23 protein-coding genes and 1 tRNA gene are annotated in these 26,827 nt (G+C 73.9%); 11 read left to right on the top strand and 13 right to left on the bottom strand.

Annotated features, from left to right (window positions below; translation table 11 throughout):
* Positions 1–36 precede the first annotated feature (36 nt).
* From BLU95_RS18470 to BLU95_RS18455, 4 genes are all read left to right on the top strand, one after another.
* A complete protein-coding gene (locus BLU95_RS18470; protein WP_093864961.1) occupies positions 37–582 on the top strand; it encodes a SigE family RNA polymerase sigma factor in 546 nt (181 codons plus the stop codon).
* Positions 583–596: 14 nt separating this feature from the next.
* Positions 597–779, top strand: a complete 183-nt coding sequence (locus tag BLU95_RS18465) for a hypothetical protein (RefSeq protein WP_093861002.1) — start codon at positions 597–599, stop codon at positions 777–779.
* On the top strand, positions 776–2,275 hold the full coding sequence (locus BLU95_RS45130) for a hypothetical protein (protein ID WP_159424931.1): 1,500 nt from the start codon (positions 776–778) through the stop codon (positions 2,273–2,275). The genes BLU95_RS18465 and BLU95_RS45130 overlap by 4 nt, the downstream gene beginning before the upstream one ends.
* A 172-nt stretch (positions 2,276–2,447) precedes the next feature.
* Entirely contained in the window at positions 2,448–3,263 is an 816-nt protein-coding gene (locus tag BLU95_RS18455; protein WP_093861000.1) for an SURF1 family protein, read from the top strand.
* A 46-nt stretch (positions 3,264–3,309) separates the two neighbouring features.
* Here BLU95_RS18455 and BLU95_RS42900 read toward each other — a convergent pair whose 3' ends face one another.
* The 4 genes from BLU95_RS42900 to BLU95_RS18435 form a co-directional block, all read right to left on the bottom strand.
* Positions 3,310–3,882 carry a hypothetical protein gene (locus tag BLU95_RS42900; protein WP_093860999.1) on the bottom strand — a complete coding sequence of 191 codons (573 nt, stop codon included), beginning with the start codon at positions 3,880–3,882 and terminating at the stop codon, positions 3,310–3,312.
* A gap of 13 nt (positions 3,883–3,895) precedes the next feature.
* Positions 3,896–5,842, bottom strand: coding sequence for a S9 family peptidase (locus BLU95_RS18445; protein ID WP_093860998.1), 1,947 nt, complete (start codon positions 5,840–5,842; stop codon positions 3,896–3,898).
* A gap of 221 nt (positions 5,843–6,063) precedes the next feature.
* Positions 6,064–7,524, bottom strand: a complete 1,461-nt coding sequence (locus BLU95_RS18440; RefSeq protein ID WP_093860997.1) for an MFS transporter — start codon at positions 7,522–7,524, stop codon at positions 6,064–6,066.
* Positions 7,525–7,677: 153 nt separating this feature from the next.
* The gene (locus BLU95_RS18435) at positions 7,678–8,055 is read right to left on the bottom strand and encodes a nuclear transport factor 2 family protein (RefSeq protein ID WP_093860996.1); all 378 of its coding nucleotides are present in this window, start codon (positions 8,053–8,055) and stop codon (positions 7,678–7,680) included.
* Positions 8,056–8,237: 182 nt separating this feature from the next.
* On the opposite strand from BLU95_RS18435, the gene BLU95_RS45125 reads away from it, so the two are divergent.
* Both BLU95_RS45125 and BLU95_RS18425 read left to right on the top strand, forming a co-directional pair.
* Positions 8,238–11,069 carry a helix-turn-helix transcriptional regulator gene (locus BLU95_RS45125; protein ID WP_093860995.1) on the top strand — a complete coding sequence of 944 codons (2,832 nt, stop codon included), beginning with the start codon at positions 8,238–8,240 and terminating at the stop codon, positions 11,067–11,069.
* Positions 11,070–11,262: 193 nt separating this feature from the next.
* Entirely contained in the window at positions 11,263–12,507 is a 1,245-nt protein-coding gene (locus BLU95_RS18425) for a serine hydrolase domain-containing protein (RefSeq protein WP_093860994.1), read from the top strand.
* A 55-nt stretch (positions 12,508–12,562) separates the two neighbouring features.
* On the opposite strand, the gene BLU95_RS18420 is transcribed toward BLU95_RS18425, so the two are convergent.
* From BLU95_RS18420 to BLU95_RS18395, 6 genes are all read right to left on the bottom strand, one after another.
* A complete protein-coding gene (locus BLU95_RS18420; RefSeq protein WP_093860993.1) occupies positions 12,563–13,801 on the bottom strand; it encodes an IS701 family transposase in 1,239 nt (412 codons plus the stop codon).
* A 150-nt stretch (positions 13,802–13,951) separates the two neighbouring features.
* Positions 13,952–14,551, bottom strand: coding sequence for a TetR family transcriptional regulator (locus BLU95_RS18415; protein WP_231978625.1), 600 nt, complete (start codon positions 14,549–14,551; stop codon positions 13,952–13,954).
* Positions 14,552–14,808: 257 nt separating this feature from the next.
* Positions 14,809–16,200, bottom strand: a complete 1,392-nt coding sequence (locus BLU95_RS18410) for a YDG/SRA domain-containing protein (protein ID WP_231978624.1) — start codon at positions 16,198–16,200, stop codon at positions 14,809–14,811.
* 353 nt (positions 16,201–16,553) lie between these two features.
* A tRNA-Pro gene (locus tag BLU95_RS18405) sits at positions 16,554–16,627 on the bottom strand.
* 101 nt (positions 16,628–16,728) lie between these two features.
* Entirely contained in the window at positions 16,729–17,673 is a 945-nt protein-coding gene (locus BLU95_RS18400; RefSeq protein ID WP_093860991.1) for a metallophosphoesterase, read from the bottom strand.
* 61 nt (positions 17,674–17,734) lie between these two features.
* Complete coding sequence (locus tag BLU95_RS18395) at positions 17,735–18,355, bottom strand: CGNR zinc finger domain-containing protein (protein ID WP_093860990.1); 621 nt, start codon at positions 18,353–18,355, stop codon at positions 17,735–17,737.
* A 126-nt stretch (positions 18,356–18,481) separates the two neighbouring features.
* Between BLU95_RS18395 and BLU95_RS18390 the strand changes: the two genes are divergently transcribed.
* Positions 18,482–18,937, top strand: coding sequence for a GatB/YqeY domain-containing protein (locus tag BLU95_RS18390; RefSeq protein WP_093860989.1), 456 nt, complete (start codon positions 18,482–18,484; stop codon positions 18,935–18,937).
* Between the two features lie 231 nt (positions 18,938–19,168).
* On the opposite strand, the gene BLU95_RS18385 is transcribed toward BLU95_RS18390, so the two are convergent.
* Positions 19,169–21,514: a transglycosylase domain-containing protein gene (locus BLU95_RS18385; protein ID WP_093860988.1), complete on the bottom strand. Its 2,346-nt coding sequence runs from the start codon at positions 21,512–21,514 to the stop codon at positions 19,169–19,171.
* 423 nt (positions 21,515–21,937) lie between these two features.
* Here BLU95_RS18385 and BLU95_RS18380 point away from each other — a divergent pair, with 423 nt between their 5' ends.
* Positions 21,938–22,261, top strand: a complete 324-nt coding sequence (locus BLU95_RS18380) for a WhiB family transcriptional regulator (protein ID WP_037779213.1) — start codon at positions 21,938–21,940, stop codon at positions 22,259–22,261.
* Positions 22,262–22,409: 148 nt separating this feature from the next.
* Here BLU95_RS18380 and bagB read toward each other — a convergent pair whose 3' ends face one another.
* The gene (gene bagB, locus BLU95_RS18375; RefSeq protein WP_231978791.1) at positions 22,410–23,540 is read right to left on the bottom strand and encodes an ATPase BagB; all 1,131 of its coding nucleotides are present in this window, start codon (positions 23,538–23,540) and stop codon (positions 22,410–22,412) included.
* Positions 23,541–23,614: 74 nt separating this feature from the next.
* Positions 23,615–24,736 carry an ATPase BagA gene (gene bagA / locus BLU95_RS18370; protein WP_093860986.1) on the bottom strand — a complete coding sequence of 374 codons (1,122 nt, stop codon included), beginning with the start codon at positions 24,734–24,736 and terminating at the stop codon, positions 23,615–23,617.
* A gap of 200 nt (positions 24,737–24,936) precedes the next feature.
* Here bagA and sp36 point away from each other — a divergent pair, with 200 nt between their 5' ends.
* The 3 genes from sp36 to BLU95_RS18355 all read left to right on the top strand — a co-directional run bounded on the left by sp36 (position 24,937) and on the right by BLU95_RS18355 (position 26,729).
* Positions 24,937–25,095: a Sp36 family protein gene (gene sp36, locus BLU95_RS43030; protein WP_093860985.1), complete on the top strand. Its 159-nt coding sequence runs from the start codon at positions 24,937–24,939 to the stop codon at positions 25,093–25,095.
* Positions 25,092–25,562: a RidA family protein gene (locus tag BLU95_RS18360; protein ID WP_030392643.1), complete on the top strand. Its 471-nt coding sequence runs from the start codon at positions 25,092–25,094 to the stop codon at positions 25,560–25,562. Before sp36 ends, BLU95_RS18360 begins: the two co-directional genes overlap by 4 nt.
* Positions 25,563–25,850: 288 nt before the next feature.
* Positions 25,851–26,729, top strand: a complete 879-nt coding sequence (locus BLU95_RS18355) for an NUDIX hydrolase (protein WP_231978623.1) — start codon at positions 25,851–25,853, stop codon at positions 26,727–26,729.
* The last annotated feature ends 98 nt before the right edge of the window (positions 26,730–26,827 follow it).

Here is a 26,827-nt window from a genome sequence, read left to right as displayed (position 1 = left end):
GTCCAGTGGCCTGCGGATAGGCCGGAAGATAGCCAGATGACGGCAGTTGCACCCGGTGCCGCGGGTCCTGGCGCCGACACCGCTGCCGGTGCCAGCGAGGACCTCCTCACCGAGACCTATCAGGCGCACTACCGCTCGCTGCTGCGGCTGGCGGCGCTGCTCCTCGACGATCTGTCGAGCTGCGAGGACGTGGTCCAGGAGGCGTTCATCCGGGTGCACGCGGCCAGGCGGCGGGTGCGGGAACCGGAGAAGACCCTCGCCTATCTGAGGCAGACCGTGGTCAACCTGTCCCGCTCGACGCTGCGGCGCAGGATCCTCGGACTGCGGCTGCTGCCGAAGCCGATGCCTGACATGGCCAGTGCAGAAGAAGGCGCCTACGATGCGCTGGAGCGGGACCAGTTGAAGGTCGCGCTACGGGGTCTGCAACGCCGTCAGCGGGAGGTGCTGGTGCTGCGCTACTTCGTGGACATGACGGAGGCGCAGGTCGCCGAGACCCTCGGCATCTCGCTCGGTTCGGTGAAGGCGTACGGCTCACGGGGGCTCGCCGCGCTGAGGGTCCAGATGGAGGCCGGGCATGGCTGAGGACGGTCGGATGGGTGACGGTGCCCGGCGGGGTGACGGTGGCCGGCGGGGTGACGGTGGCCGAACGGGCGACGGCGGTCCGTCGGGTGACGGCCGCCCGTCGGGTGACGGCGGTCGGCCGGGCGGTGCAGGCCGGCCGGATGACGGCGGTCGGCCGTCCGACGGCGGCGGGGCCGGCCACGAGGAGCGGCTGGTGAGGGAGTTGATGCTTCGGGCGGTCGCCGAGGTCCAGCCGGATCCTGCCGGACTCCAGCGCATCCGCCGGGCGGTGCCGCGGCGCAGGGCCGCCCGGCGCGGGGCCTGGACCGGCGCCGCCGCGGTGGCCGTGGTCGCCTCCTTCCTCCTGCCGGCCCTGCACACCACGGACCACCTGGGCCTGTCCGGCGGCCCCGGGTCGTCCGGCGCGGGCAGCGGCAGTGTCTCGCCCAGTCCCGCCGGCACCCTCCCCGGCGGGAGCACCGGCGGTGCCCACCGCCCGCCGGTCCTCGACAGCGGGGCCCCGACCGTTCCCGGCAGCCCGTCCGGCAGCGTCGGCAGTGAGCCGAGCGCCGGCGGCAGCAGCGCCGGCCAGCAGCCCGGCACCTTCGACCCGAGCCCCAGCACCACCGACGGCGGGGCCGACACCCCGGTCCTGGCGCTCTGCACCCGGGCCGATCTGGGACAGGGCACCGCGCAGCTCGGCGCCCCCGACGCGGACGGCCGGATCTACGGATCCTTCACGATGACCAATGTGTCCGGACGCAGCTGTCGGCTCGGCGGGCCAGGATCGGTCACGGTCACCGGCAGGACGGGAGCCACCGGCAGCAGCGGCAGCACGGGGGCGGACAACGGGAGGATCCGGATCGCCTTCCACACCGCGGGCGACCCGGCGACCGGTCTGCCCGCGCCCGGGCCCTCGGCCGGCCCCGCGGCGGGGGCCGATGCCGGGAGCAACGGCCTCGTCCTCGCGCCGCGCGCCGTCTACCGGGTCGACATCGCGTGGATCCCGGACCCGGCGGGCTGTCCCGTCCCCGGTGGGACGACCTCGCCGAGTGCCTCCGCCGGTTCGGGAGGAGCGGGTTCGACCGGTGGCGCGGCGGGCGGTGGTGCGGCGGGCGGGGCGACCGGTGGCGGCGCCACCGGGTCCGCGGTGGGCAACGGCGGGGCGACCGGCGGCACGGGCACGGGCGGGGGCGGGGGCGGCGCGTTGCCCGGGGCCGTCGGTTCCGGCGGGGCGGGCGGCCCGAGCGCCACGGGCCCGGGGCCGGGCTCCGGGGCCGGAGCGGGCCCGAGCACCGGAGGTGGCGCCGGTCCGGGCCCCGTCGGCGTCGCGGTGACCGGCGGCCGGACGGGCGGTCCGGGGACGTCCACCGGTGCTCCCGCCGGGGCGGGCGAGCTGAGCGGGGCGGGCGGGGCCACCGAGGCGGCTCCGGCGGGCGGTCCCACCGGGTCGCCGAGCACGACCCCGCAGCCGAGCGGTTCGACGACCGGGGGGAGCACCGGGACCCCGAGCCCGTCCGCGACCCCGGTGCCCGGGCCGGGCGGGGCCTCGTCGAGCGTCACCCTGGCGTACACGCCGGCCCCGGGCAACCCGGCCTCCGCCCGGGTCGTCCTGGCCGACGCCTGCGCGGGCACGGTCTACCGCACCGCGCCGCGGGTCGTCGTGCCGGACGCCCGGACGCCGGCGCCCGGTACCTCGCCGTCCGCGGGGTGACCGGCGCGGGCGTCCGCCCGGGCGGTTCGGGCAGCCCGGGCGGTTCGAGCAGCCCGCTCACCTCGGCGGGCCCGGCCGGAGCCGCGCGCGGGAAGTCGGCGGGGCCGACTTCCGGCTCCGAGACGGGGGCCTGGGGACGGGCGGAGTGTGAGGAGTGGTTACCGTGGGGGGTGTGTACCGGTTTCTCCTCACCCCGCGCTGGCTGAGCGGCACCGCGCTGGCCGTGGCGGCCGTGGCGGTGTGCGTCTGGCTCGGTTCCTGGCAGCTCGGCCGGTTCGAGGACCGCGTCTCCTCGCACCAGGAGATCAGCCGGGCCGTGAACGACGCCGGCGCGCCCCGTCCGCTCGGTGAACTGCTGGCCGCCGACCGGCCGCAGGTCACCACCGACACCGTCGGCCGCGCCGTGACGGTCACCGGCACCTTCGACCCGGAGCACCAGTTGCTGGTCCCCAACCGGGTGCTGGACGGCCGGCAGGGTTACTACGTGCTTACCCCGCTGCGCACCGCCGACGGCCGGACGGTCGCGGTCGTCCGCGGCTGGGCGCCGGGAACGCCGCCGGCCGGGGCACCGCAGGCCGGAGCGTCCGCGCCCGGGGCGCCGGTGGACGCGCCCACCGGCGAGGTGACCATCGGCGGCCGGCTCCAGGCGGGCGAGACCAGCGGGAGCAACGGCGCCGTGGCCGGCGGCCTCCCGGAGGGGCAGCTCGGCACCATCAACCGTGCCGCCCTCGTCAACAAGCTCGCCCTCGACGGCTGGTACGACGGCTGGGTGTCCGCCGACGTCGCGCCGGACGGGCTCACGCCGGTGCCGACCGTCCAGCCGCAGGGCGGAGACGGCCTCTCGCTGCGGGCGTTCCAGAACCTCGGCTACACGCTGGAGTGGTTCGTCTTCGGCGGTTTCGTGGTGTTCATGTGGTTCCGGCTGCTGCGCCGCGAGGCCGAGGCCGAGCAGGACCGGGCCCTCGGACTGGACCCGGTCCTGGACTGACCGCCCGGCTCCGGCGCCCCCGGAGCCGGGGCCGGGCGGTCACGGGTCAGCGGGTCGGCTTCGCCGGTGGCACGGCCGGGACCGCCGGAACGGCCGGGACCGCCGGCTTGGACGGCAGTACCGGCACCCCTGCCGAGCCCGACGGCATCGGTGGAACCGGAGCGGTCGGTGACGGTGGTGCGGTCGGTGACGCTGACGTGGCCGGCGGCGGGTTGTCGCAGCGGCGGCCGTTGTTGCCGCCGCTGCCGTTGGAATCGTCGTCGGAGTCGTACCGGTCGGTGTGGTGACGCGTCGTGCGGCCGCTCTTCGAGCTCTTGGAGCTCTTCGACCCCTTCGAGCCGGACTTGGCGAGCAGCACCACCCCGCCCTCCTCCCCGACCCCGGCCCCGGCCACCGCCGTGCGGAAGGCGGCCTTCACCACCGTGGAGGTGGCCGTGGGCGGCGCGGTGACGGACGGCGGGGCCGGGGAGGAGGGTGGCGAGGCGGACGGCGCGGCGGAGGACGGCGAGACGGCCGGCGGACAGGCCGCGCTCCCGCCGTCGTCGTCCTGCCCCGAGCAGCCGGTGAGCACCAGTGCCCCGGCCACCCCCGCCCCCAGGATCGTCAGCAGGCGTCTCACCCGTGTCCCCCGTTCACTGCTTCTCGGTGTCCGCCAGATTCTCGCCGACCGGGAGTCCGCCGAGGTGCCGGCGGACGAAGTCGATCTCCAACCGCAACTGCTTGATCCGCTCGTCCACGACCAGCGAGCCGTGCCCGGCGTCGTAGCGGTACACCTCGTGCGGCTTGCCGAGCCGCTCCAGCGCCTCGACGTAGTTGTCGATCTGCTTGATCGGGCAGCGCGGGTCGTTGACCCCGGCGCTGATGTAGACCGGGACCGCGACCCGGTCGATGTACGTCAGCGGGGAGGAGGCGGTCCAGCGCTCGGGCACCTCCTCGGGCGTCCCGCCGAAGAGCGTGCGGTCGATCGCCTTCAGCGCCTCCATCTCGTCGTCGTACGCGGTCAGGTAGTCCGCGACCGGAACGGCGGCGACGCCGAGGCTCCACAGCTCGGGCTGCACGCCGAGCCCGAGCAGGGTGAGGTAGCCGCCCCAGGAGCCACCGGCCAGCACCAGCCGGTCCGGGTCGGCCAGCCCGCTCTCCACCGCCCAGCCGCGCACGGCCGCGATGTCCTCCAGCTCGATCAGGCCGACCCGCTCGCGCAGCGCGTCCGTCCAGGCCTGGCCGTAGCCGGTCGAGCCGCGGTAGTTGACCCGGACCACCGCGAAGCCGTGGTCCAGCCAGGCGGCCGGTCCGGCGGCGAAGGAGTCGCTGTCGTGGTGGGTCGGGCCGCCGTGGACCTCGAAGACGGTCGGGAACGGGCCCTCGCCCGCCCCGGCCGGCCGCTGGACCAGCGCGTGCACCCGGCCGCCCGGCCCGTCCACCCAGACGTCCTCGACCGGCACCGAGCCGGGCGGGACGGCGCCGGGCGCGCGCAGCACGACCGTGCCGGCGGTGGAGCGGACGGCGGACGGGTCGGCGGCGGAGGACCACAGGAACTCCACCGTGCCGTCGGGGCGGGGGGTGGCTCCGCCGACCGTGCCGCGCGGGGTGTCCAGCCGGGTGAGCACGCCCTCGTCCAGGGAGTACGAGAACAGCTCGCTGCGCGCCTCGTACTCGTGCTCGATCAACAGCGCGCGGGCGCCGGGGCGCCACTGGGCGGAGAGGTCGCCGGGCAGTTCGCGGCCCTGCTCGTCGCGGAGCACGAGGGCGGTCTCCTCGCCGGTCGCGACGTCCCAGATCATCGGCTCCCAGCGGCCGGTGCGCTGGTGGGCGACCAGCAGCCGGGTGTCGCCGTCGACGGGCGCGAAGCCGAGGCAGGCGACCCCGCGCGGGTGCTCGTGGCCGGTGACCTCGTCCAGCTCGGCGACGGTGGGGACGGCGGTTGCGGCGTCGGCGTCGGCGGCGGTTTCGTCGGCGGTTCCCGTTCCGGTTCCGGCCGCGGTTCCGTCGCCGACGAGGCGGACCACCCGGATCGCGCCGTGCATGGCGTCGCCGTGCTCGGTGTGGTCGATGGCCAGCAGGGTGCCGTCGTGACTCAGGTCGCCGACACCGCCGTACTCGGCGTGCCGGTAGATCTCGACGGCCTCGGTCGCGCCCGGGCGGCGCAGGTGCAGGGTGGTGCCGTCCTCGTCGGTGGACCGGCCGACCACCACGGTGCCGTCCCGGCCCAGGGCCAGACCCGCCTCGTAGGACGGGGCCAGGCCGGGGACGGCCTCCTCGTCCGGACCGGTGGCGCCCTCGGGACGGCCGGCGAACGGCTGGCGGCGCCAGACGCCGTACTCGTCGCCGTCGCTGTCGTCGAACCACCAGATCCACTCGCCGTCGGGGGACAGCTCGGCATCGGTGGTGCCGTTCGGGCGGTCGGTGGCCCGCCGGTGGGTGTCGGTGGCGCGGTCCCAGGCGTAGACCTCGTAGGTACCGCTGGAGTTGGACACGTACAGCGCCCGGTCGGGGGCGTCCTCGGCCCAGTCCGGCAGGGAGACCCGTGCCGCCCTGAACCGCTGCTCCCACGCCGGAACGGCGCTCTTCTCCTCGCTCATCCACCCACCCAACCAGATCGGGGCGAGGAAACGGAACGGGACGGGGAAACGGGGGAGGGGAGGGCCGGTGCGGCCCTCCCCTCCTGCCTGTTCCTCCGGGCCTCGCGCCCCGGCCGGCCCTCCCGGTCGTCCCGGTCCTGCTGGTCGTCCCGATCGTCCCGGTCGTCCTGGTCCTGCCGGCCCTGTGGGCCAGGTCGACGGTTCCGGCCCTTCCGGCCGGCTCACCCCGCTCGGCGGGGCAGCAGCTGGACCAGGCCCGCCAGCAGCACCTCCAGGACCGCCAGCGCCCCCAGGCAGCGACCGAAGGCGGTGGCCGGGTCGGCGGCGCCGTAGTAGAGGACGCCGATCAGCGCGACCCCGAGTGCCCCCGCGACCTGCTGGACGGTGGCCACCAGGCCCGCGGCCGAGCCGGCCAGCCGGGGTTCGACGCCGGCCAGCACCAGCGAGGTCACCGGGGCGATCACCAGACCCATTCCGAGCCCGTCCACGAACAGGCCCGGCGCAAGCCACCAGACGCTGCCCGTGGTGCCCGCCAGGTGCACGGCCAGCCCGAGCAGACCCAGGCCGGCGGCCATCAGCAGCCCGCCCAGCGCGATCGCCTGCCGGCCGAGCCGGGCGGCCACCCGGTGCGCGGCGGTGGAGGTCAGCAGGTAGCCGAGGCCGATCGCGGTGAAGACCAGGCCCGCCCCGAGCGCGTCCAGCCCGAGGCCCGGCTGCAGATAGAGGGCGAGCACCAGGAAGAACGAGGCCTGGCCGAGCCAGAAGGCCAGCTGGGCGAGCAGACCGGTGGTGAACGCGCGGTCCCGGAACAGCCGGGTGTCGAGCAGCGGCGAGCCGCCCGCGAGCCCGCGCCGGTGCTGGTGGACGGTGAGGAGCACGAGCAGTGCCGCCGCGCCGGCCAGGCAGAGCCCGGTCCACAGCGGCCAGCCGCTCTCGCGGCCCTGGATCAGCGGCAGCACCAGACCGGTCAGGGCGAGGGTGACCAGCACGACGCCCACCGGATCGAGGCCCGGCCGGTGCGGGGCGCGCGACTCGGGCAGGCAGCGTCGGACCAGGGCCAGGGCGGCCAGGCCGACCGGCAGGTTGAGCAGGAAGCAGCTGCGCCAGTCCAGGCCGAACAGGTCGGCGCGGATCAGCACGCCGCCGATCAGCTGGCCGAACACCGCTCCGAGGCCCATCGTCAGGCCGTACATCGCGAACGCCCGGGCCTGCGCCGTGCCGGTGTAGGCGGTCCGCAGGATCGCCAGCACCTGCGGGCCCATCAGTGCGGCCGCCAGCCCTTGGGCGACCCGGGCGCCGACCAGGCTGCCCGCCGTCGGCGCCAGGCCGCAGGCGGCCGAGGCCAGGGTGAACAGGGCCAGGCCGAGACCGAACATCCGGCGGCGGCCGTACCGGTCACCGAGCCGGCCCGCGGTGATCAGTCCGACGGCGAGGGCCAGGCCGAAGCCGGCCACCACCCATTGGACGGCGGCCGGTCCGGCTCTCAGGTCGGTCTGGAGGGAGGGGATGGCGACGTTGACGACGAAGACGTCCAGGGCGGTCATGAAGGTCGCGGTCAGCAGGACCGGCAGCAGGCCGCGCGGTGCGGGGGCGGTAGGGGCGGTGGTGGTCGGTGCGGGGGCGGCGCTGGGGGCGGCGGGGACGGTGGGGGCGGTGCTCCGGGAGGTCAGGGTGCTGGACAACGTCTGCTCCGGTGGGTGCGTGGCGGCGGGGTGTGTGGTGCTGGGGTGCGTGGTGTGGGGTGCGTGGTGTGGGGTGCGTGTGGGCCGGGACCGGGGCGGGCACAGGTGGCGCCCGCCCCGGGGTACGGTCGGCAGTCGGCGGAGGCCGACGGTTCAGGCGCCGGGGACGCGGTCGAGGAAGCCGTACACCGAGGCGATCCGGCCCTCCGCGTCGGCGACCAGCACGTCGAAGCCGATAACCAGCGGCTCCTCCCCGGCCGGGCCGAGGTTCCACGTGAAACGTGCGATGTCGTGGTGGGCGTCGACCGGGCCGAGCGTGAACACCAGGCCGGGGAACTGCCCCTGCGCCGCGCCGATCAGCGCATCGACGCCCTCGCGCCCGGTGACGGCGGCCAGCGGGTCGGTGTAGCGGCCGTCCTCGGCCCACGCCTCGTCGATCAGCTTCCGGCGGGCGGTCGGGTCGGTCTCGTTCCACGCGGCGAGGTAGGTGGCGGCGAGCTGTCCGAGGTCGGTGGGCAGGTTGGCGGTCATGGTCTTCTCCCTTGTCCGGTGAGGTGGTTGGTGCGGTGTCCGGTGGCCCGTTTCCCGCTGGTCGAAAACTTACGGACGACGGGCCGCGGGCGAATCCGTCACGGATAGGTAGGGGGTACCGGGGTGGGCGCCAGTAGGGTCGGACCTGCCGGGCACGGGGGCCCGCGGGGGAGGAGACCGGGATGCTGTACGGGCGGGAACGGGAGCGGGCGGCCGTCGACGCGCTGCTCGACGGGGCGCGTGGCGGTCGCAGTGGCGTCCTGCTGCTGCGCGGCGAGCCGGGGATCGGCAAGACGGCCGTGCTGGAGTACGCGGTGGCGGCGGCCGGTGACGGGTTCCGGGTGATCCGGGCGACCGGCGTCGAGTACGAGGCCGAGCTCCCCTTCGCCGGGCTGAGCCTGCTGCTGGCGTCCGGCCTGGACCGCCTGGACGCCCTGCCCGGGCCGCAACGGCGTTCGCTGGAGAGCGCGTTCGGGCTCGGTGAGGCGACCGGCGGTGCCGACCGGCTGCTCGCCGGACTGGCCACGCTCGGGCTGCTCGCCGAACTCGCTTCCGAACAGCCGCTGTTGTGCGTGGTCGACGATGTGCAGTGGCTCGACCGCTCCTCGCTGGACGCTCTGCTGATCGCCGCGCGGCGGCTCCAGGCCGAGGGCGTCGCCCTGCTGCTCGCCGCCCGGGACACCGGGGCCGGGGCGGACGCCGGGGCCGGGGCGGACGCCGGGGCCGGGGCGGGCATCGGCGGGGCGGGCATCGGGGGGACGGGCATCGGTGGGACGGGCATCGGTGGGGCCGGCGACCCGGCCTCGCCGGTTACGGCCGCCGGACCGCTGGCCGGTCTGCCGGAGCTGCGGCTCACCGGCCTGGCCGAACCGGACGCCGTCCGCCTGCTCGACGACCGTACCGGCACGGCCCTCACCGGCCCGGCCCGCCGCCGACTGCTCGCCGAAGCCGCCGGGAACCCGCTGGCACTCGTCGAACTTCCCTCCACCGAGGCGGACTTGGCGTCGAGTGGGCTCGCGCTCACCAGTCGGCTCCGGATCGCCTTCCACGGCCAGGTCACCGGCCTGCCGCCCGCGACCCAGACCCTGCTGCTGGTCGCGGCGGCCGAGGAGAACGGCGAGCTGGACGTCGTCCTGGCCGCCGCCGCGGCGCTCGGGGCCGGCGCCGACGCGCTGGAGCCAGCGGAGCGGGCCGGACTGGTGACCGTCGGCACCGACCGCCGGTTCGCCTTCCGGCACCCGCTGCTGCGTGCGGCCGTCCTCCAACGGGCCCCGCTCCAGCAGCGGTTGGCCGCCCACCGGGCGCTCGGCGAGGCACTGGAGGAGGGCGACCGGCGGACCTGGCACCTCGCCCTCGCCGCCACCGCGCCGGACGCCGGACTCGCCGACGCGCTGGAGCGGACCGCCGTCCGGGCCGAGGCCCGTGGTGCCCACGGCGGCGCGGCCGCCGCGTACGAGCGCGCCGCCGGGCTCACCCCGGACCGCGACGGCGCCACCCGGCGCCTCGTGCTGGCCGCCGAAGCGGCCACCGAGGAAGGGAAGCTGGAGCTGGCCGAGTCGCTCGCGGACCGGGCCGGCGCGCGCACCGACAGCGTCTTCGCGCACGCGCTGCTGGACCAGGTCCGGGCCGTCGCGCAGTTCTGGCGCGGTTCCTACCCGGCCGCGTACCGGCTGTTGCTGGACGCCGCCGCGACCGACATCGAGCCCGCGCACGCGGCCCGGATGCTGCTCCAGGCCTTCCACGCCGCCTGGTACGTCGGGGAGGAGCCGGTGGCCACCGTGCTCGACCGGCTGGCCGCACTGCCGCTGGGCGCGGACGAACCGCTCGCCCCGCTGGCCCGGCACCTGCCGGCCGCCGTACTGCCCGCGCTGGGCCGTCCCGCCGACCCGCTGCCCGAGGTCCGCGCCACCGTCGCGGAGGCCCGGAGGGCCGGGGCGGAGAGCCCGGTCGACCTGGTGCAGCTTTGCGGCGCGACCCTGGTCCTCGGACGGGACCACGAGACGCTGGAGCTGGCCGCCGAACTCACGGCCGAGGCCCGGGCCAAGGGGACGGTCGGGGTGCTGCCGACGCTGCAGTTCTTCCTCGCCGAGGCCGAACTGTTCCACGGCCGGCACCGTGACGCCGAGGTCACGGCGGCGGAGGGCCTGGCGCTCGCCCGGGACACCGGCCAGGCCCAGTGGACCAGTCAACTCGCCTCGCTGCTGGCCTGCTTGGCGGCTCTGTCGGGGGCCGACGAGCGGTGCGCGGAGCTGGCGGCCGCGGCGCTGGTCCCCGGTTCGGCCGCGCCCGCCGCCGGGGAGCCGTGGGCGCACTGGGCGCTCGCCCTGCTGGACCTCGGCCGGGGCCGCGCGGCGGCGGCCGCCGACCGGCTGCACGCGCTCACCACCGGGCCGTACCGGCACCATGTCGGTGCCACCCGGGCGGTTCCCGACCTGGTCGAGGCCGTCGTCCGGCTGGGCGGACCGGAGCGGGCGGCCGAGCCGTACGAGCGCTTCGCCCGCTGGGCGGCCGCGGCCGGGACGCCCTGGGCGGAGGCCCTGCGGCTGCGCTGCCAGGCACTGCTCGGGCCGGACGAGTTCGCCGAATCCGCGTACCGTGCCGCCCTCGACCTGCACGAGGGCGCCCACCGCCCGTTCGAACACGCCCGGACCGCCCTGCTGTACGGCGAGTGGCTGCGCCGGGAGCGCCGCCGGACGGACGCCCGCCCGCACCTGGGCGCCGCCCTGGAGACCTTCGAGCGACTCGGCGCCGAACCCTGGGCGGACCGCGCCCGCACCGAACTGACCGCCACCGGCACCGCCGCCCCGGCCCCGGCCGCCGCCGGGGGCGCGCTGACGGGGCTCACCCCGCAGGAGTTGCAGATCGCCCGGCTGGCGGCCCGGGGGCTGACCAACCGGGACATCGCCGCGCAGCTCTTCCTCAGCCCGCGGACCGTCGGGCACCACCTCTACAAGGCCTACCCGAAGCTGGGGATCGCCTCGCGGACGGAACTGGCGGCGTTGTTCGCGGCCTGATCGCGAGTCCCGTTCCATTGCAACGGCGATGCGGTCCGGCATTGCCTTTCGACTTCGAGTCCATTGCAACGAATGCCCATGATCCCAGTATCTGCAAGGCTTTCCCTTTGTATGGCGTTGACGGACTTGTGAACGCAATGTAGCTTCCTGAGTGTTCGGAAGTTCATGAACACAACGGGCGGGGAGGGTCACCATGACCAGCAGCAACGGCGGATTCACCGACGAGGGACTGCGCAAGGTGCGCGAGGTGCTGACGCGGCACGTCGAGTCGGGCCGGATCCCGGGCGTCGTCGCCCTGATCGGCCGGGGCGACCGGACGCACGTCGAGGCGATCGGCACCATGCGCCACGACGGCGGCGCGCCGATGGGCCGGGACACGATCTTCCGGATGGCCTCGACCTCCAAGCCGGTCACCATGGCCGCCGCCACGGTCCTGCTCGACGAGTGCCGGCTGCGGCTGGACGACCTCGTGCAGACCTGGCTGCCGGAACTCGCCGACCGCCGTGTTCTCGAGCGGATCGACGGCCCGCTCGACGACACGGTGCCGGCCCGGCGGCCGATCACCGTCCGGGACGTGCTGACCTCCACTTTCGGCCTCGGCATGGACATCACGGCGCTGGGCAGCCCGATCATGGGCGCGATCATCGAGAACGGCCTCACGCCCGACCTGCCGCAGCCGATGCCGGAACCGGACGAGTGGCTGCGCCGCCTCGGCACGCTTCCGCTGATGCACCAGCCCGGTGAGCGCTGGCAGTACCACATCGCCAGCGACCTGCTCGGCGTGCTCGTCGCCCGGGTCACCGGCCAGTCGTTCGAGAGCTTCCTCCGCGAGCGGGTCTTCGGTCCGCTGGGGATGGCGGACACCGGCTTCCACGTGCCCGCCGAGAAGATCGACCGGCTGCCCGCCCTCTACGCCCCCGACCCGCGGACCGGCGAGTTCCACGTCTGGGACGAGCCGGCGGACGGTCGCTGGAGCCGGCCCCCGGCGTTCCCCGGCGGTGGCGGCGGCCTGGTCTCCACCGTCGACGACTACCACGCCTACTTCCGGATGCTGCTCGACGGCGGCCTGCACGGCGGAGGGCTGCACGGCGGCGGGCGCGTCCTCTCCCGCCCCGCGGTCGAGCTGATGACCACCAACCGCCTCACCCCGGAGCAGACCGCCCTGCGCGAGACCCTGGCCAAGGAGAACGTGCACCTGTCGTACGGCCAGGGACAGCACGGCGGCTGGGGCCTCGGCGCCGCGGTGCGGACCTATCGCGGCGACTACGCCCCCGTCGGCCAGTTCGGCTGGGACGGCGGCAGCGGCACCTCCGCCTACGCCGACCCGGAGCACGGGCTGGTCGGCATCGTGCTCACCCAGGTCGGAATGACCGTCCCCGACTCGGCGCGGCTGATCCACGACTTCTGGACCACGGTCTACCAGGCCCTCGACGCCTGACCGGGCCACCGGGCCACCGGGCCGCCGGGCCGCCGGCGCTTGCCCGACCGTGCGGCTAGGCCGAGTTCTGGAGCGCGCCCCCGCCACTCCCGCCGACCCGGACCGCCAGGTCCCGGCCGAGCGCGTACGCGGCCGAGACCAGCGTCATGTGATGGTGCCAGCCGGTGTACGAGCGTCCGGAGAAGTCCAGCAGGCCGAAGTCCGAACCGAGCCGGTCCACGGTGCTCCGCGTGGCCGAGGCGGCGTCCAGCAGTGCGAGCACGCCCGGGGCGTCCTCGGCCAGATCGGTCAGCCAGTACCGCCGCGGTCCGCCGTCGCCGTCGCACCGCGCCCACAGCCGGTGCACCGGCGCCGTCGGCGTTCCGGCCACCGTTCCCGCGGCGCCCGGAGCCGCTCCCGCTCCTGGAGCCGGAGCCGGAGCCGGTCCCGGCGCGGTCACCGGGCCGGGCGGCAGAACGGGCGTGCCGCGCAGCACCGGCTGCGGGTCGGGCGACATCCGCGGCCGGCGCCACGGGAACAGCGACTCGGCGGGCACGGCGCCCTGCTGCACCCGCCCGTGCCGGCCCGTGGTGGCCTGGAGCACCGGCCGGACGGGCTGACCGCCGCGGACCTCCAGCAGGTAGGGGACGGAGCGGCGGGCGAGCGCGGCGGCCAGCCGGACCGGGTCGTCCGTCGCGTCGAGGGCGGCGACCAGCGGTGCCACCGGATGGTGGGCGGCGAGCCGGTCCACCATTCCGGTCAGCAGGTCGCCCGCCGGGTGCGGGGCCACGTCCTCGGGGATCCGGGCCCGGGCGCGCCGCTGCGGGTCGTCCGTCCAGCCCGGGTCGAGCAGCAGCGACCAGTCCACCGGCACGGCGTCCCGGTCGGTGGCGACGAAAAGACCGGTCGCCGCCTGGCATTTGACGGTCCGCCCGGTCGACGGGTCGAACCGCCGGTGGACGCCCACCACCTGGTCGCCGCGCTTGGGGACGACCACGAGCGCGGCGGTCCAGGCCCGCACCGGGCGGGGGCCGGCGGCGAGGTCGGCGAGCACCCGGCGGGCCGGACGCCAGTCCCAGGGGCTGCCGTTGATGAACTGCTGGAGCGAGAGCGAGACGGTGGCCGCCTCCGCCGGTCCGGTGGCGAGACTGGCGGCCATGTTGGCCAGGGACTTGCGGCCGGGAGCCGCCAGCAGGCCCTGCAGATAGGCCCGGGCCCAGCGGCGCTGGTCGGTCCGGCCCAGCTGGGCGAAGACCTGCTCGGCGAACCGGGAGACGGCGGCTTCGCCGACCGGTGAGAGGGGTTGCGAGTCCATGTGATGAGCTCCCCGGGTGGTGTGGTGCTGTGAGGTGCCGTCCTCGGGAGGATAGTGAACGATCGCTTTGTTCCGACTGCCCGTCGGGCCCGGGAGGCGCTTTGGCGAATTCCGGTGTCCCGGTGGCCGACGCTCGCGCCGCGGACACGGTCAGACCGGCGGCGTGGAGGACGGGTCGGGATCCGTCGCCGCCGCGTGCCGCCAGAGCCGCCGGAGCCGCCGCCGGATCTCCTCCGGAGCGGCCGGCCCGCCGCCGCCCAGGGGGACGATCCCCCGCCGCAGCACCGCCGACCCGGCCACCAGGCAGTGCGCCAGCGTCTCCAGATCGACCTCGTCCAGCACCGGCGCGATGCCGGCAGGCACCGCCGACCGCTCACGGGCCAGCCGGTCGCGAAGCTCGGGACCCCAGGCCGTGTACCAGTTGCCCGCCGACTCCGGCCGCTCCCAACTGAGCCGAGCGGCTGCCCGCACGCTCGGCTCCTCGTCCAGCAACCGGGCGAGCAGATCGATCAACCCGCCCGCGCCCGGGTCGGGCGCTCGACCGTCACCCGTGAGCGCGGCCCCCTCGGCCCGGACCGCGTCCGCCAGGGCAGCCTTGGACGCGAAGTGGAACGTGAGCGCCCCCAGCGTCACCCCGGCGCTCCGGCTGATCCGCGCCAGCGAGGTCCCCTCGTACCCGTACAGGTCGAACTCGGTTGCCGCGGCGCACAGTAGAGCACGACGAGTCTGCCGGGCGCGTTCCTGCCGCATCACGCGCCACCACGGACACGACGGGCACGGGGCCGCGCCGCCACGACGGCGGTCGGCGAAAGCGAGTGGCCCAACCACATGGTGGAGATGCCTCCTTCGGGCGATCGGGACGTGCCGGTGCGTACCGGAACGACGACACTCCGACGCTACGCCGCCCCACCCCCCGCCGGCCCGCCAACCGAAGGATTCCCACAGATCCCACCCCCGGCCCGGAGCCGCCCGGCCCGCACCTCGTGCACCGCGTGGTCGTGGAATTCCTATGCGTCGTTGGGCCCGTGCCAGCCCAGACCCGAGTAGTGCTTCCGGTGATACGCGAGATGCTCTCGATCGACCTGATGGCCCGGAGCTTCGCGCAACGGCCCGAGAACCGTTCCCGAGGAACGATCGGTGACGGTCAGGTCGTCCTCGATGACCAGCATGCCGAAATCGAAGAGGGTGTGGTGGTTGGGGCAGAGGCAGAGGACGTTGTCGGCGATGTCAGGTCCGTGGTGCGGGCGACCGAGTCCCCGAATGTGAGCGGCTTCTGCATAGGGATGGGTCGGGGCAGTGAGACGCGTTCCGCACACCTGGCAGTGGAAGTCGTGCACCTTCTTGACGAAATTTGCCACGGCGGTGCTCCGGACGATGCGCTGGGCCATGGCCTCCACGCGTGACGGAGTCTCGTTGCCGGAGGGCATGTTGAGCAGCGCGGCGGATCGGGTCGGCGCCGCAGCGCCGGTCAGCTGAACAAGCCGGAAGCGCCAGACGAGGTGTCCGGAACGGCCCTGTTCGGACCAGTAGTCCTCAACCCGGTAGAGGCCGTCGTAGCGGTAATGCATTGTCGAGGAGCTGCCTTTCCGCTCCTTCTCCGCACGGACGACTCGCACCGGTCCACCGGTGGCGAGACTGGTGACCAGGGCGGCATTGCCAAGAGTGAGCTTCTGGTCGCGGACCTGCTGACCGGAGCCGGGGTCCCGGCCGCCCTGCCCCGTATAGATGAGGGTGTCGCCGTAGTCTTCGTCGTCCTCGTAGCCGCCGGAGACGACTATCGACTCAGCTCCGCCATCCTTCGTGCCGCAGATTCCCGCCTGTAGCGGCCGGTGGACCCGCGCCTCGGCGAGCGCCTTCCGGTTCGGAAAGGTCTGGCCGTCACTGACACCGGGCACTGCTCCGAAACGGTCGAAGACAGCGGCGTCCCGGCGGATCCGCTGCAGGAGCTCGTCAGGCTTGGCGGATTCGAAGAAACGATCCGTCAGTCTGTCGGCGACCTGCTGCCGCGCCGCGGCATCGGTCGCCATGAGGGTGTGGAACGCCTCGGTGAGGCCACCTCGCGGATTCTGATCCAGAAGCCAGTTCTTGACCTGCGAGCCACGAGCCGCCGGGACGTCGCCGGCGACGTCCTCGAGCTCCCAAAGGCTCGATCGACTCAAGGCAACGAACGGGTATTCCGGGGAGGGGTCCGAACCCTGGCGCCCGTAGCGCTTCAGCAACAGACGGAGCTCTCCCTGCACCTCGCTCCAGGGCGCCAGTCGAGGCTGGCCGTCGGCCGCCCGCGCGACGGCCCACAGCAGCGTGATGGGCTGGTGGAGCGCCGGCTCGCCGGAGGATCGATCGACACGGAGGGCATCGATAGCAGCGCAGAACTCGTCCACGGGACGCGCCGGCACCATGGGACTCTCCTGTCAGTAGGCGATCATCGCGTGATGAAACGGATCCGACCGGCCAACGGTTCCACGGGATCCTCACCCCCGGGCCCACGGGGTGGTCGGAGCTGAAGCCACTGATGCTGGCGTTCGACTGCTTCGCAACAGCTGCTGGGCCGGCCCCGGCCCAGCGGACTCGGTGGTGCTGAACGACGAGGGGCTCGATCCCGTGCTTGCAATGCCCCGTACCTTGCCGCTCCCGCTGTGGGCGACCCGCCGCCGGGGTCTTTCGCCCGGGAGCCTGAGGGCCGGTCACCCAGGTCGGCACGCACAACGCCAGAGGGCCTATCGGATTTCTCCGATAGGCCCTCTGGACTGGGTCGGGGTGGCGGGATTTGAACCCACGGCCTCTTCGTCCCGAACGAAGCGCGCTACCAAGCTGCGCCACACCCCGGTCTTTCTGTTTGTCGCTCCGTCTCCTTCGCGACGAGTAGAACTCTACCGGACGCTCGCCGAGAGACGAAATCCGGTTTCTCGGCGAGCGGGGCGGGTGGGTCAGCGGGGGGTCGGGGTGAGGGTGAGGAGGGTGGCTTCCGGGGGGCAGGCGAAGCGGACGGGGGTGTAGCGGTTGGTGCCGCAGCCGGCCGAGACGTGGAGGTAGGAGCGGCGGCCGCCGGCCTGGTGGGTGGAGAGGCCCTTGACCCGCTTGGCGTCGAGGTCGCAGTTGGTGACCAGGGCGCCGTAGAAGGGGACGCAGAGCTGGCCGCCGTGGGTGTGGCCGGCCAGGATCAGGGGGTAGCGGTCGGCGGTGAAGGCGTCGAGGACCCGCAGGTACGGGGCGTGCACGACGGCGAGGGAGAGGTCGGCGTCGGAGGAGGGGCCGCCGGCGACCTCGCTGTAGCGGTCGCGCCGGATGTGGGGGTCGTCCAGGCCGGTGAACTCCAGGTCGAGGCCGGCGACGGTGAGGCGGCCGCGGGTGTTGGTGAGGTCGAGCCAGCCGGCGGCGTCGAAGGAGTCGCGCAGCTTCTCCCAGGGGTTGTGGACGGCGCCGGTGATCCCGCGGCGGGCGGTGCCGTCGGCGTTGTTCATGCCGTGGCTGCCGGTGCGCATCGCCTGGAGGTAGCGGGCGGGGTTCTTGCGGGCGGGGCCGTAGTAGTCGTTGGACCCGAAGACGTAGACGCCGGGGAAGTCCATCAGCGGGCCGAGCGCGTCCAGGGTGGCGGGGACGCCCTCCGGGTCGGAGAGGTTGTCGCCGGTGTTGACCACCAGGTCGGGCCGCAGGCCCGCGAGGCTCTGCAGCCAGCGCTGCTTCCTGCCCTGCCCGCTCACCATGTGGATGTCGGAGACCTGCAGTACCCGGACGGGCCGGGCGCCTCGGGGGAGGACCGGGACCTCGACCCGGCGGAGGCGGAAGGAACGGACCTCGTACCCAACGGAGTAGGCGAGGCAGGCGGCGCCGGTGGCGGCGATTCCGAGGGGAACGGAGTACAGCGGTCGCATCGGTCCATGCTCTCAGACGGCGGATCAGCAGGTGAACTGTCGGGGTGCGCCCGGGGACACGTCAGGTCGTCCCCCCGGGGCGTTCGCGGCGGGCGCGCAGGGCGCGGACCTTGTGGCGGTTGCCGCAGCGTTCCATCGAGCACCAGCGGCGCCGGCCGGGGCGTGAGGTGTCGACGAAGAGCAGTTGGCAGTCGTCGGCGCCGCATTCGCGGATCCGGTCCGCGTGCGGGCCGGTGAGCAGGGCGATGGCGTCGCGGGCGAGGGTGGAGGCGAGCTGGTCGCCGTCGCCGGGCAGGGGCGGCGCCGCGGTGCCGTCGGGGGCGATCTGCGGGGCGAGCGGCGGTCGGGCCGCAGCCCGGTTGAGCACCGCGTGGTCGGCGGGACCGGCGGGCGCGGGGCCGCCGCTCGCGCGGGCCGCGGCGAGGCGCCAGAGGGCGTCCCGCAGGGTGCGGACGGCGGCCAGTTGGCCGTCGCTGATCCGGACGCTGCCGGGCGACAGGCCGAGCCGGGACTGTCCGAGCCACTCGAGCAGGTCGGACGGCCGGTGCAGGATCTCGTACCGGGCGTAGCGGCCCGGGCCGCCGGTGGGCAGGAGCTCCAGGCAGAGCGTGCCGGGGTCGAAGTGGAAGCGCGTTCCGCCGGGGTAGTGCAGGACCAGGCCGGGGCTTCGCTCGTCCGTCATGTAACCAGTTTAAGAGGTTATTACGGGGCGGGGAAGACACGAGGGGAGCGGGGGCGGGAGACGGCGGACGGGTGGGGGCGGATTAATGCTGGGCGCCGGAACGTGGCAGGTGGGAGACTCGGGGCCATGACGACGCTCAAGGAGCAGCTGCACCAGGACCTGACGGCTGCCATCAGGGACCGGGACGAGCTGCGCTCGTCCACCATCCGGCTCACGCTGTCGGCCGTCACCAGCGAGGAGGTGGCGGGGAAGACGAAGCGCGAGCTCTCCGACGCCGAGGTGCTCAAGGTGATCGGCCGGGAGGCGAAGAAGCGCCGGGAGGCCGCGGAGGCGTTCGACAGCGCCGGCCGGGCCGAGCAGGCCGCGCGTGAGGTGGCCGAGGGCGAGGTGCTGGCCGGGTACCTGCCGAAGCAGCTGTCCGACGAGGAGCTGACGGCCATCGTGGCCGCGGCCGTCGCCGAGAGCGGCGCGGTCGGTCCGCAGGGCATGGGCGCCGTGATGAAGCTGGTGCGGCCGAAGGTCGACGGCCTGGCCGAGGGCGGCCGGGTGGCCGCCGCGGTGAAGTCCGCCCTCGCCGGCTGATCGGTCCGCGGAGCGGAGCCGGGTCGAGCGGCAGCGGGGGAGCGGCAGGCCCGGCCGCACGCGGAGTCGGACGCAGGCCCGGCCGCACATGCCCGGACGCAGGCCCGGCCGCACGCGCCCGGACGCAGGCCCGGGAAGCACGCCGAGGGCAGGAAACAGGGGCGCCCCCCGAGCGAGATGCTCGGGGGGCGCCCCTCGTCCGTCCTGCCGGAGGCCCTGCGGGCCGTCCGCTCAGTGGTGGCCGCGCCCGTTCCCGCCGCCGTCGTTGCCGCCGATGACCCCCGGCGGGAAGGTGAACCCGCCGCCGATCAGGCCGCCCGCGTTGGTGCCGGGGTTCGGGTTGGCCGCCGGCGGCGGCGGGTTGCCGCCCGCGTTCGGGTCGCCGCCCGGGGCGGGCGAGGCCGGGGGGGTCGCACCCGGGGTGGCGTTCGGGTCCGGCTTGGGGGCCGGGTCCGGGATGTCGATGGTCTGGAAGGTCTCCTTCGGGGAGCCCTTGAGCGCGCCGTCCATGGCCATCTTCCAGATCGGACCGGGGCCGGTGGCACCGAAGACGCCGTCGGCACCGTAGTAGGTGTCGCCGATCTTCATGTTCTTCATCTCGACGCCGCCGGTGGGCCCGCCGATCCAGACCGCGGTGGCGAGCTGCGGGGTGTAGCCGCTGAACCAGGCGGCCTTCTTCTTGTCGGTGGTACCGGTCTTGCCGGCGATCTGGCGGCCGTCCTCCAGACCGAGGGTGGCGCCGGTGCCCTTCTCGGTCACGTTGAGCAGGACGGTGTTCAGCGCGTCGGCGGTCTGCTCGGAGAAGGCCTGGGTGCAGGTGGTCTGCGGGACCTTGACCTCCTTGCCGTCGACCGTGCTGATCTTGTTGATCGCGATCGGCGTGCAGTGCTTGCCGCGCGCGGCGAAGGTCGCGTAGACGTTCGCCATGGTCAGCGGCGACATCTCCTTGGTGCCCAGGGTGATCGAGGGCACGACGTCCAGCTTGGCGCCGGAGGCGGTGGTGGTGATGTTGAGCTTGTCGAGCATCTGCTTGACGGGGCAGAGCCCCATGTCCTGCTCCATCTGGACGAAGTAGGTGTTGACCGAGAGGGCCATCGCCTGCTTCAGCTCGTAGGGGCCGACCTCGCTCTTGCTCTCGTTCGGGACGTAGCGCTCGTTGCCCTTGTAGGTGTTCTTCCAGGTGCCTTCGCAGGTCTTCATCGTCGGCCACTCGATGCGGTTCTCGGACGGGTACGGCTTGGTGGGCGCCATACCGTTCTCGAGCGCGGCCGCGGCGATGATCGGCTTGAAGGTCGAGCCGGGCTGGAAGCCGTTGCCGCCGCCCATCGCCGCGTCGACGTTGAGGTTGACGACGGTCTGGTTCTTCGACGGCTCCAGGCCGTACGGGCGGGTCTGGGCCATCGCCAGGATCTTGCCGGTGCCCGGCTCCATCATGGTCGCGGCGGCCGACACCGGGTCGGTGACCTTGACCTTGCCGGTGACGGCGGCCTGGGCGGCGGCCTGCTTGTCCGGGTCGAGCGTGGTGTAGATGTTCAGACCGCCCTGGTCCCAGAACTTCTTCCGCTCGGCGGCGTTCTTGCCGAAGGCCGGGTCCTGCTTGACCACGTGCCGGACGTAGTCGCAGAAGAAGCCCATGCCCGCCTGGGCGGTGATGCAGCCGTTCTGCGGGTCCTTGTACTTCAGACCCAGCGGGGCGGCCTTGGCCTCCTTGGCCTGCTCCGGGGTGACGTGCTTGTTCTCGACCATCTTGTCGATCACGACGTTGCGCCGCTTCACCGCGTTGTCGGGGAAGCGCACCGGGTCGTACTGCGAGGGGTTCTGCACCAGGCCGGCCAGGGTGGCGGCCTCGGCGACGGTGAGGTCCTTGTTGGACTTGCTGAAGTACCGCTGCGAGGCGGCCTCGATCCCGTACGCCTGGTGACCGTAGAAGGTGATGTTGAGGTAGTTGGTGAGGATCTGGTCCTTGGTCAGATCCTCCTCCAGCTTGATCGCGACCTTCAGCTCCTGGATCTTGCGGCCCAGGGTCTTGCGCTGGGCCTCCAGGACGGCGGCCTGGTCGTCGCCGGCCTTCTCGACGTTGACGTTCTTCACGTACTGCTGGGTCAGCGTCGAGGCGCCCTGGGACGCGGTGCCGCTCTCCGCGTTCTTGCTGATCGCGCGGAGCACGCCCTTGAGGTCGACGGCGCCGTGGTCGTAGAAGCGGGCGTCCTCGATGTCGACCTGCGCCTGCCGCATGTACGGGGACATCTGGTCGGCGGTGAGGACGGTGCGGTCGCGCTCGTAGACCTTGGCGATCAGGCCGCCCTTGGCGTCGAAGATCTGGGTCGCCTGGGTGAGCGGCGGCGTCTTGAAGTCGTCCGGGATGTTGGAGAAGCCCTCCGCCGTGTTCTTGGCGGTCAGGCCGAGCGCGCCGACGGCGGGCAGGGCCATGCCCGCCAGCAGTACTCCGGACAGCACGCTGACCCCCAGGAACTTCACTCCGTGTCCCGCGTAGTCGAGCGGTGACCCGCGGCGCTTGCCGCGCGGAGCTCCGGTGTTGCCTGGGGGCTGGGGTGCCTGGGGGCGCTTCGGTGCCATGGGGAGAACCCTACGTTGCCGAATGCCGCACACCGGGGCAGGTGTTCGCCTAGGCTTGTCACAAGCTTGCGACAGCTTCGCTGCGTCAGCATCGATCACTCTTGTGAGTGATGAGAATTGCCCGAATTGCCTTCCTTTGGCGCGTTTTTGAGGCAGCTGTTGGTGGCTGCACACCTGTGTCCGGTAGCACTGTGTGACGGCCCGCGTGGCGAGAGTACTGAACGCGATCCTGGCAATGCTTGCGACCTGCGATCACTCCAACGAGTGAGCTGATCGCCACCCATAGTCCAATCGGGTCATTCGAGATTGAGCCCGAAGGGGCTGTTGCAAGCTGTCGTTCTTCCGTAACGTCCTCAACTGGCAACGGTGAATATGCCGTTGCCGCCGTGGGGGAGCCTCGATTCGGGAGAGGACGGCGCCGGCATGGGCTGGGTAGACGACTGGAGTGCGCAGGCCGCCTGCCGCACGAGTGATCCGGACGAACTGTTCGTCCAGGGGGCGGCGCAGAATCGCGCCAAGGCGGTGTGCAGCGGGTGCCCGGTGCGCACGGAGTGCCTGGCGGACGCGCTGGACAACCGGGTGGAGTTCGGGGTCTGGGGCGGGATGACCGAACGCGAGCGGCGAGCGCTGCTGCGTCGGCGGCCGACCGTGATCTCGTGGCGGCGGTTGCTGGAGACGGCCCGCACCGAGTACGAGACTTCGCTGGCCACCGGCGTGATACTGACGGACTACGCCCAGGCGGGCTGAGCCACCGCCGCACGGGCTTCGGCCGTGCGGAGCGGAGTCGGCGCGCACCACCCGGGTCGGGGGGCTCGGGTCCGGAGGTCCGGGTCGACGGCCCGGACCGCGCCGGTGGGTCCGGCCGGACGGGTCCGGTCCGCCGAGCCACCGGGTGTCAGTCCGCGGACCCGCCGAGCCGTTCGCCGATCGTCCGCAGTCCCTCCAGGTCGTGGACGTCCCCGGGAAGCGCGGCGACCTCGATGATCGGCACGTCGGGGTACACCGAGACGAAGCGGTCACGGGTCCGCCGCTCGCGCACCATCACCTGCATCCGTTCGGCGTGCAGCCGCAGCAGTCCGGCCGCCAGCAGCTCGGCGTCCGGCGAGACCTGCTCGGAACCGTTCTCCTCCAGCGCCTCGGCCGCGGCCAGCGCCCGCTCGGCGGTGAGCTGCGGGGCGCCGGTCCCGTGCACCCGGTTGAGCACCAGCCCGGCCAGCGGCATCCGGTCGGCGGCCAGCCGGTCCACGAAGTACGCCGCCTCGCGCAGCGCGTCCCGCTCCGGGGCGGCCACCACCAGGAACGCCGTGCCCGGCGCCTGGAGCAGCTGGTACGTGCGGTCCGCCCGCTCCCGGAAGCCGCCGAACATCGAGTCCGTCGCGCTGACGAAGGTCTGGACGTCGGTCAGCAGCTGGGCGCCGAAGATCTTCCCGAGGGTGCCGGTGATCAGGCCCATCCCGACGTTCAGGAACTTCATCGCGGACCGCCCGCCGACCTTGGCCGGGGCGGTCAGGATCCGGATCACCTTGCCGTCGAGGAACGAGCCGAGCCGGTTCGGCGCGTCCAGGAAGTCCAGCGCGGACCGGGACGGCGGGGTGTCGACGACGATCAGGTCCCACTCCTCGGCCGCCCGCAGCTGGCCGAGCTTCTCCATCGCCATGTACTCCTGGGTGCCCGCGAAGCCGGCCGACAGGGACTGGTAGAAGGGGTTCTCCATGATCGCGCGGGCCCGCTCGGGGTCGGCGTGGGCCAGCACGACCTCGTCGAAGGTCCGCTTCATGTCGAGCATCATGGCCTGGAGCTCGCCGTCGCCGGTCACGCCCTTGACGACCCGGGGGGTGTTGTCGAGCTCGGTCAGACCCATCGACTGCGCCAGCCGCCGGGCCGGGTCGATGGTCAGGACGACGACCTTGCGGCCGCGCTCGGCGGCCCGCAGACCGATCGCCGCCGCGGTCGTGGTCTTTCCTACGCCGCCGGAGCCGCAGCAGACGATGATCCGGGTCTTCGGGTTGTCGATCAGCTCGTCCACGGCGAGCCGGCTGCCGCCGACGCCCGCTCCGCCCTGTCCGGTGGTGTCCTGTCCGTCGGTGCCGGTCCGCCCGCTCACGCTGCCCCCTGACGCTTCAGTTCGCCCGCCAGCCGGTAGAGCGTGCCGAGGTCCACACCCTCGCCCAGCAGTGGAAGTTCGTAGGTCGGGAGCTTCAGGTGCTGCAGGTCGGCGCGCCGGGCGCGCTCCAGTTCCACCCGCTCGGCGTGCTCCCTGGCCTGTGCCAGCAGTGGATCGAGCAGCGGTTCGACCGCCGCCCGGACGGTGTCCGGCTTGCGCGAGCGGCCGCCGAGACCCGCCTCGCCGAGCGCCAGCGCGACCTCCTCGCGGTGGTCGCCGTCGACCGCGGCCACCGCGGCCGCGTCCAGCAGCGGCGGCCGGACCATGTTGACCAGCACCCCGCCCACCGGCAGACCGGCCTCGCGCAGCTCGGCGATGCCGTCCACGGTCTCCTGGACCGGCATCTCCTCCAGCAGGGTGACCAGGTGCACGGCGGTCTCCGGTGACTTCAGCACCCGCATCACGGCCTGCGCCTGGCTGTGGATCGGCCCTATCCGGGCCAGCCCGGCCACCTCGGAGTTGACGTTCAGGAACCGGGTGATCCGGCCGGTCGGCGGCGCGTCCATCACCACCGCGTCGTAGGTCCGCCGTCCGTCCGGGCCCTTGCGGCGGGCCGCCTCGCAGGCCTTGCCGGTCAGCAGCACGTCCCGGACGCCGGGGGCGATGGTGGTCGCGAAGTCGACGAACCCGACCTTCTGCAGCGCCTTCCCGGCCCGGCCGAGCTTGTAGAACATGTCGAGGTACTCGAGCAGGGCCTGCTCGGTGTCGATGGCGAGCGCGTGCAGCTCCCCGCTCACCGGGCCGCCCGGCGATCCGCTCGCGCCGCCGCCCGGCGACCCCTTCGCCGCGCCGCTCGCCGGCAGGCCCAGCTGGGCCGGGGTGACCGTGGCGATCCGGCGCTCCTCGTAGGGGAGCGCCGCTATGCCGAACAGTTCGGCGATGCCCTGCCGGCCCTCCACCTCGATCAGCAGGGTCCGGCGTCCCTCCGCCGCGAGCGCCAGTGCCAGCGCCGCTGCCACGGTGGTCTTCCCGGTCCCGCCCTTGCCGCTGACCACGTGCAGCCGTACGCCCTCCCAGTCGGGATCGCGCCGGGCCGCCTGGCCGGGGGTGCGTGCCACGCTCCGTCTCCGTCCGTCTCCGAGGGCCGGCACCACGCAGGTGCCCTCCCGCGAGGGTAACCAGGGACCGCACCGGATGCCGGGACTACCCGGGGCGCCGGACTCGAATCATGCCCGCTTTGTGGGCCACCTCACACGCACGAGCGCGCCCGGGCGCGGACCGGGGCCGATCGCCGGGACGGAACGTCTAGAGTCTGGCCATGACCAAGTGGGAATACATGACGGCACCTCTGCTGGTGCACGCCACCAAGCAGATCCTGGACAACTTCGGCCACGACGGCTGGGAGCTCGTCCAGGTCGTACCGGGTCCGAACCCGGAGCAGCTGGTGGCCTACTTCAAGCGGGAGAAGCAGGCATGAGCAAGGTCGAGGAGAAGCTGGCCGAACTGGGCCTGACCCTGCCGCCGGTGGCCGCCCCGGTCGCCGCCTACGTGCCCGCGCTGCGTACCGGTGACTTCGTCTTCACCTCGGGCCAGCTGCCGATGGTGGCGGGCAAGCTCCCGAGCACCGGCAAGGTCGGTGCCGAGGTCACCCCGGAGGAGGCCAAGGAGCTCGCGCAGATCTGCGCGCTGAACGCCCTGGCCGCCGTCAAGTCGGTGATCGGTGACCTCGACCTGGTCGAGCAGGTCGTCAAGGTCGTCGGCTTCGTCGCCTCCGCCCCCGACTTCACCGGCCAGCCGGGCGTGATCAACGGCACGAGCGAGCTGCTCGGCAAGGTGCTCGGCGACGCGGGCGTGCACGCCCGCAGCGCGGTGGGCGTCACCGTGCTGCCGCTGGACGCCCCGGTCGAGGTCGAGATCCAGGTCCGGGTCCGCGCCGGAGCCTGACCGACCGCACCCGCGACCGGACGACTCTCGGCGCGCTCGACGCCCTCGAGTGCGCCGGACACCCTCGACGCGACGGACACCCCCGACGCGACGGACACCTCGACGCCCCGTCCGCCCCGGCCCCGTACGGAGTCCGGGGCGGACGTGCGTCCGGGGTGGACGGCCCTCGGGACGGGCGTGTGCCCGGGCGAGCGCACGCGGGCCCGCGGAGGGACGGTCCGTCGGAGACGGTCCGCACGAACGGATCACCCCTGTCCAAGCCCGCCCCCGGGCGCTTAGCATCCGGGCATGGACCAGCGAGCAACGACGCTCCCGATGCCCCCCGGCTGGCCCGCCCGGATCAGGGCGGCGGACGCCGGGGAGCTGACCCCGCCCGTGCCCAGGCAGTCCGCCACCGTGGTGCTGCTCCGGGACACCGGGACGGACGCCAGCCCGGAGGCGTACCTGCTGCGACGGCGGACGTCGATGGCGTTCGCGGCCGGGATGTACGCCTACCCGGGCGGCGGGGTCGACCGGCGGGACGCGGAGGCCGAGCTCGGCTGGGCCGGTCCCGGCCCGCAGGAGTGGGCCGAACGGCTCGGCGTGGACGCCCGGACCGCGCAGGCCGTGGTCTGTGCTGCCGTCCGCGAGACCTTCGAGGAGGCCGGCGTCCTGCTGGCAGGTCCGGATGCCGACAGCGTCGCCGAGCCCCGGGACTGGACCGCCGAGCGCGCCGCCCTGGAGGCCCACGAGCTCTCCTTCGCCGACTTCCTGCGCGACCACGGGCTGCTGCTCCGCAGCGACCTGCTGGGCGGCTGGGCCCGGTGGATCACCCCGGCCTTCGAGGAGCGCCGGTACGACACCTGGTTCTTCGTCGCCGCCCTGCCGGCCGGGCAGCGTGCCGCCCTCGAGGTCGGCGAGGCGGACCGGGTCGCCTGGCTCACCCCGGCCGAGGCCGTCCGGGGCTACGAGGAGGGCCGGTTCGGGATGCTGCCGCCGACCGTCACCGTGCTGCGCGAGCTGACGCCGGTGCGCAGTGCCGCCGAGGCGCTGGGGGCGGCGGCGGACCGCTCGCTGGAGCCGGTGCTCGGCCGGGCCGAGGTGCGGGGGGAGCGGCTGACCGTCCGCTGGCCGGGGTACGACGAGCTGACGATCGACGGTACGTTCCCCGAGGAACGCGTCGGCTGACCGCGCCCCACCGACCCACCGCTCCGCCCGTCCCCGCCACCGCTTCCTGCCCCACCGCTTCCCGATCCGCCCCGATCCGCCCCCGCACCGCTCCCGAG

The sequence above is a fragment of the Streptomyces sp. TLI_053 genome, assembly GCF_900105395.1.
Taxonomy (GTDB): domain Bacteria; phylum Actinomycetota; class Actinomycetes; order Streptomycetales; family Streptomycetaceae; genus Kitasatospora.
The sequence above is the reverse complement of the archived record's forward strand: the minus strand, read 5'-3'. Positions and strand labels throughout refer to the sequence as shown.

What these genes read in the sequence shown, in the direction of transcription:
- BLU95_RS18415 (WP_231978625.1), bottom strand. Translation starts at nt 14,551, where the DNA reads ATGCGGCAGGAACGCGCCCGGCAGACTCGTCGTGCTCTACTGTGCGCC.
- BLU95_RS18420 (WP_093860993.1), bottom strand. Translation starts at nt 13,801, where the DNA reads ATGGACTCGCAACCCCTCTCACCGGTCGGCGAAGCCGCCGTCTCCCGG.
- BLU95_RS18445 (WP_093860998.1), bottom strand. Translation starts at nt 5,842, where the DNA reads ATGAGCGAGGAGAAGAGCGCCGTTCCGGCGTGGGAGCAGCGGTTCAGG.
- BLU95_RS18435 (WP_093860996.1), bottom strand. Translation starts at nt 8,055, where the DNA reads ATGACCGCCAACCTGCCCACCGACCTCGGACAGCTCGCCGCCACCTAC.
- BLU95_RS18385 (WP_093860988.1), bottom strand. Translation starts at nt 21,514, where the DNA reads ATGGCACCGAAGCGCCCCCAGGCACCCCAGCCCCCAGGCAACACCGGA.
- BLU95_RS45125 (WP_093860995.1), top strand. Translation starts at nt 8,238, where the DNA reads ATGCTGTACGGGCGGGAACGGGAGCGGGCGGCCGTCGACGCGCTGCTC.
- BLU95_RS18390 (WP_093860989.1), top strand. Translation starts at nt 18,482, where the DNA reads ATGACGACGCTCAAGGAGCAGCTGCACCAGGACCTGACGGCTGCCATC.
- BLU95_RS18355 (WP_231978623.1), top strand. Translation starts at nt 25,851, where the DNA reads ATGGACCAGCGAGCAACGACGCTCCCGATGCCCCCCGGCTGGCCCGCC.
- BLU95_RS18410 (WP_231978624.1), bottom strand. Translation starts at nt 16,200, where the DNA reads ATGGTGCCGGCGCGTCCCGTGGACGAGTTCTGCGCTGCTATCGATGCC.
- sp36 (WP_093860985.1), top strand. Translation starts at nt 24,937, where the DNA reads ATGACCAAGTGGGAATACATGACGGCACCTCTGCTGGTGCACGCCACC.
- BLU95_RS18380 (WP_037779213.1), top strand. Translation starts at nt 21,938, where the DNA reads ATGGGCTGGGTAGACGACTGGAGTGCGCAGGCCGCCTGCCGCACGAGT.
- BLU95_RS18360 (WP_030392643.1), top strand. Translation starts at nt 25,092, where the DNA reads ATGAGCAAGGTCGAGGAGAAGCTGGCCGAACTGGGCCTGACCCTGCCG.
- BLU95_RS18425 (WP_093860994.1), top strand. Translation starts at nt 11,263, where the DNA reads ATGACCAGCAGCAACGGCGGATTCACCGACGAGGGACTGCGCAAGGTG.
- BLU95_RS18400 (WP_093860991.1), bottom strand. Translation starts at nt 17,673, where the DNA reads ATGCGACCGCTGTACTCCGTTCCCCTCGGAATCGCCGCCACCGGCGCC.
- BLU95_RS18470 (WP_093864961.1), top strand. Translation starts at nt 37, where the DNA reads ATGACGGCAGTTGCACCCGGTGCCGCGGGTCCTGGCGCCGACACCGCT.
- BLU95_RS18395 (WP_093860990.1), bottom strand. Translation starts at nt 18,355, where the DNA reads ATGACGGACGAGCGAAGCCCCGGCCTGGTCCTGCACTACCCCGGCGGA.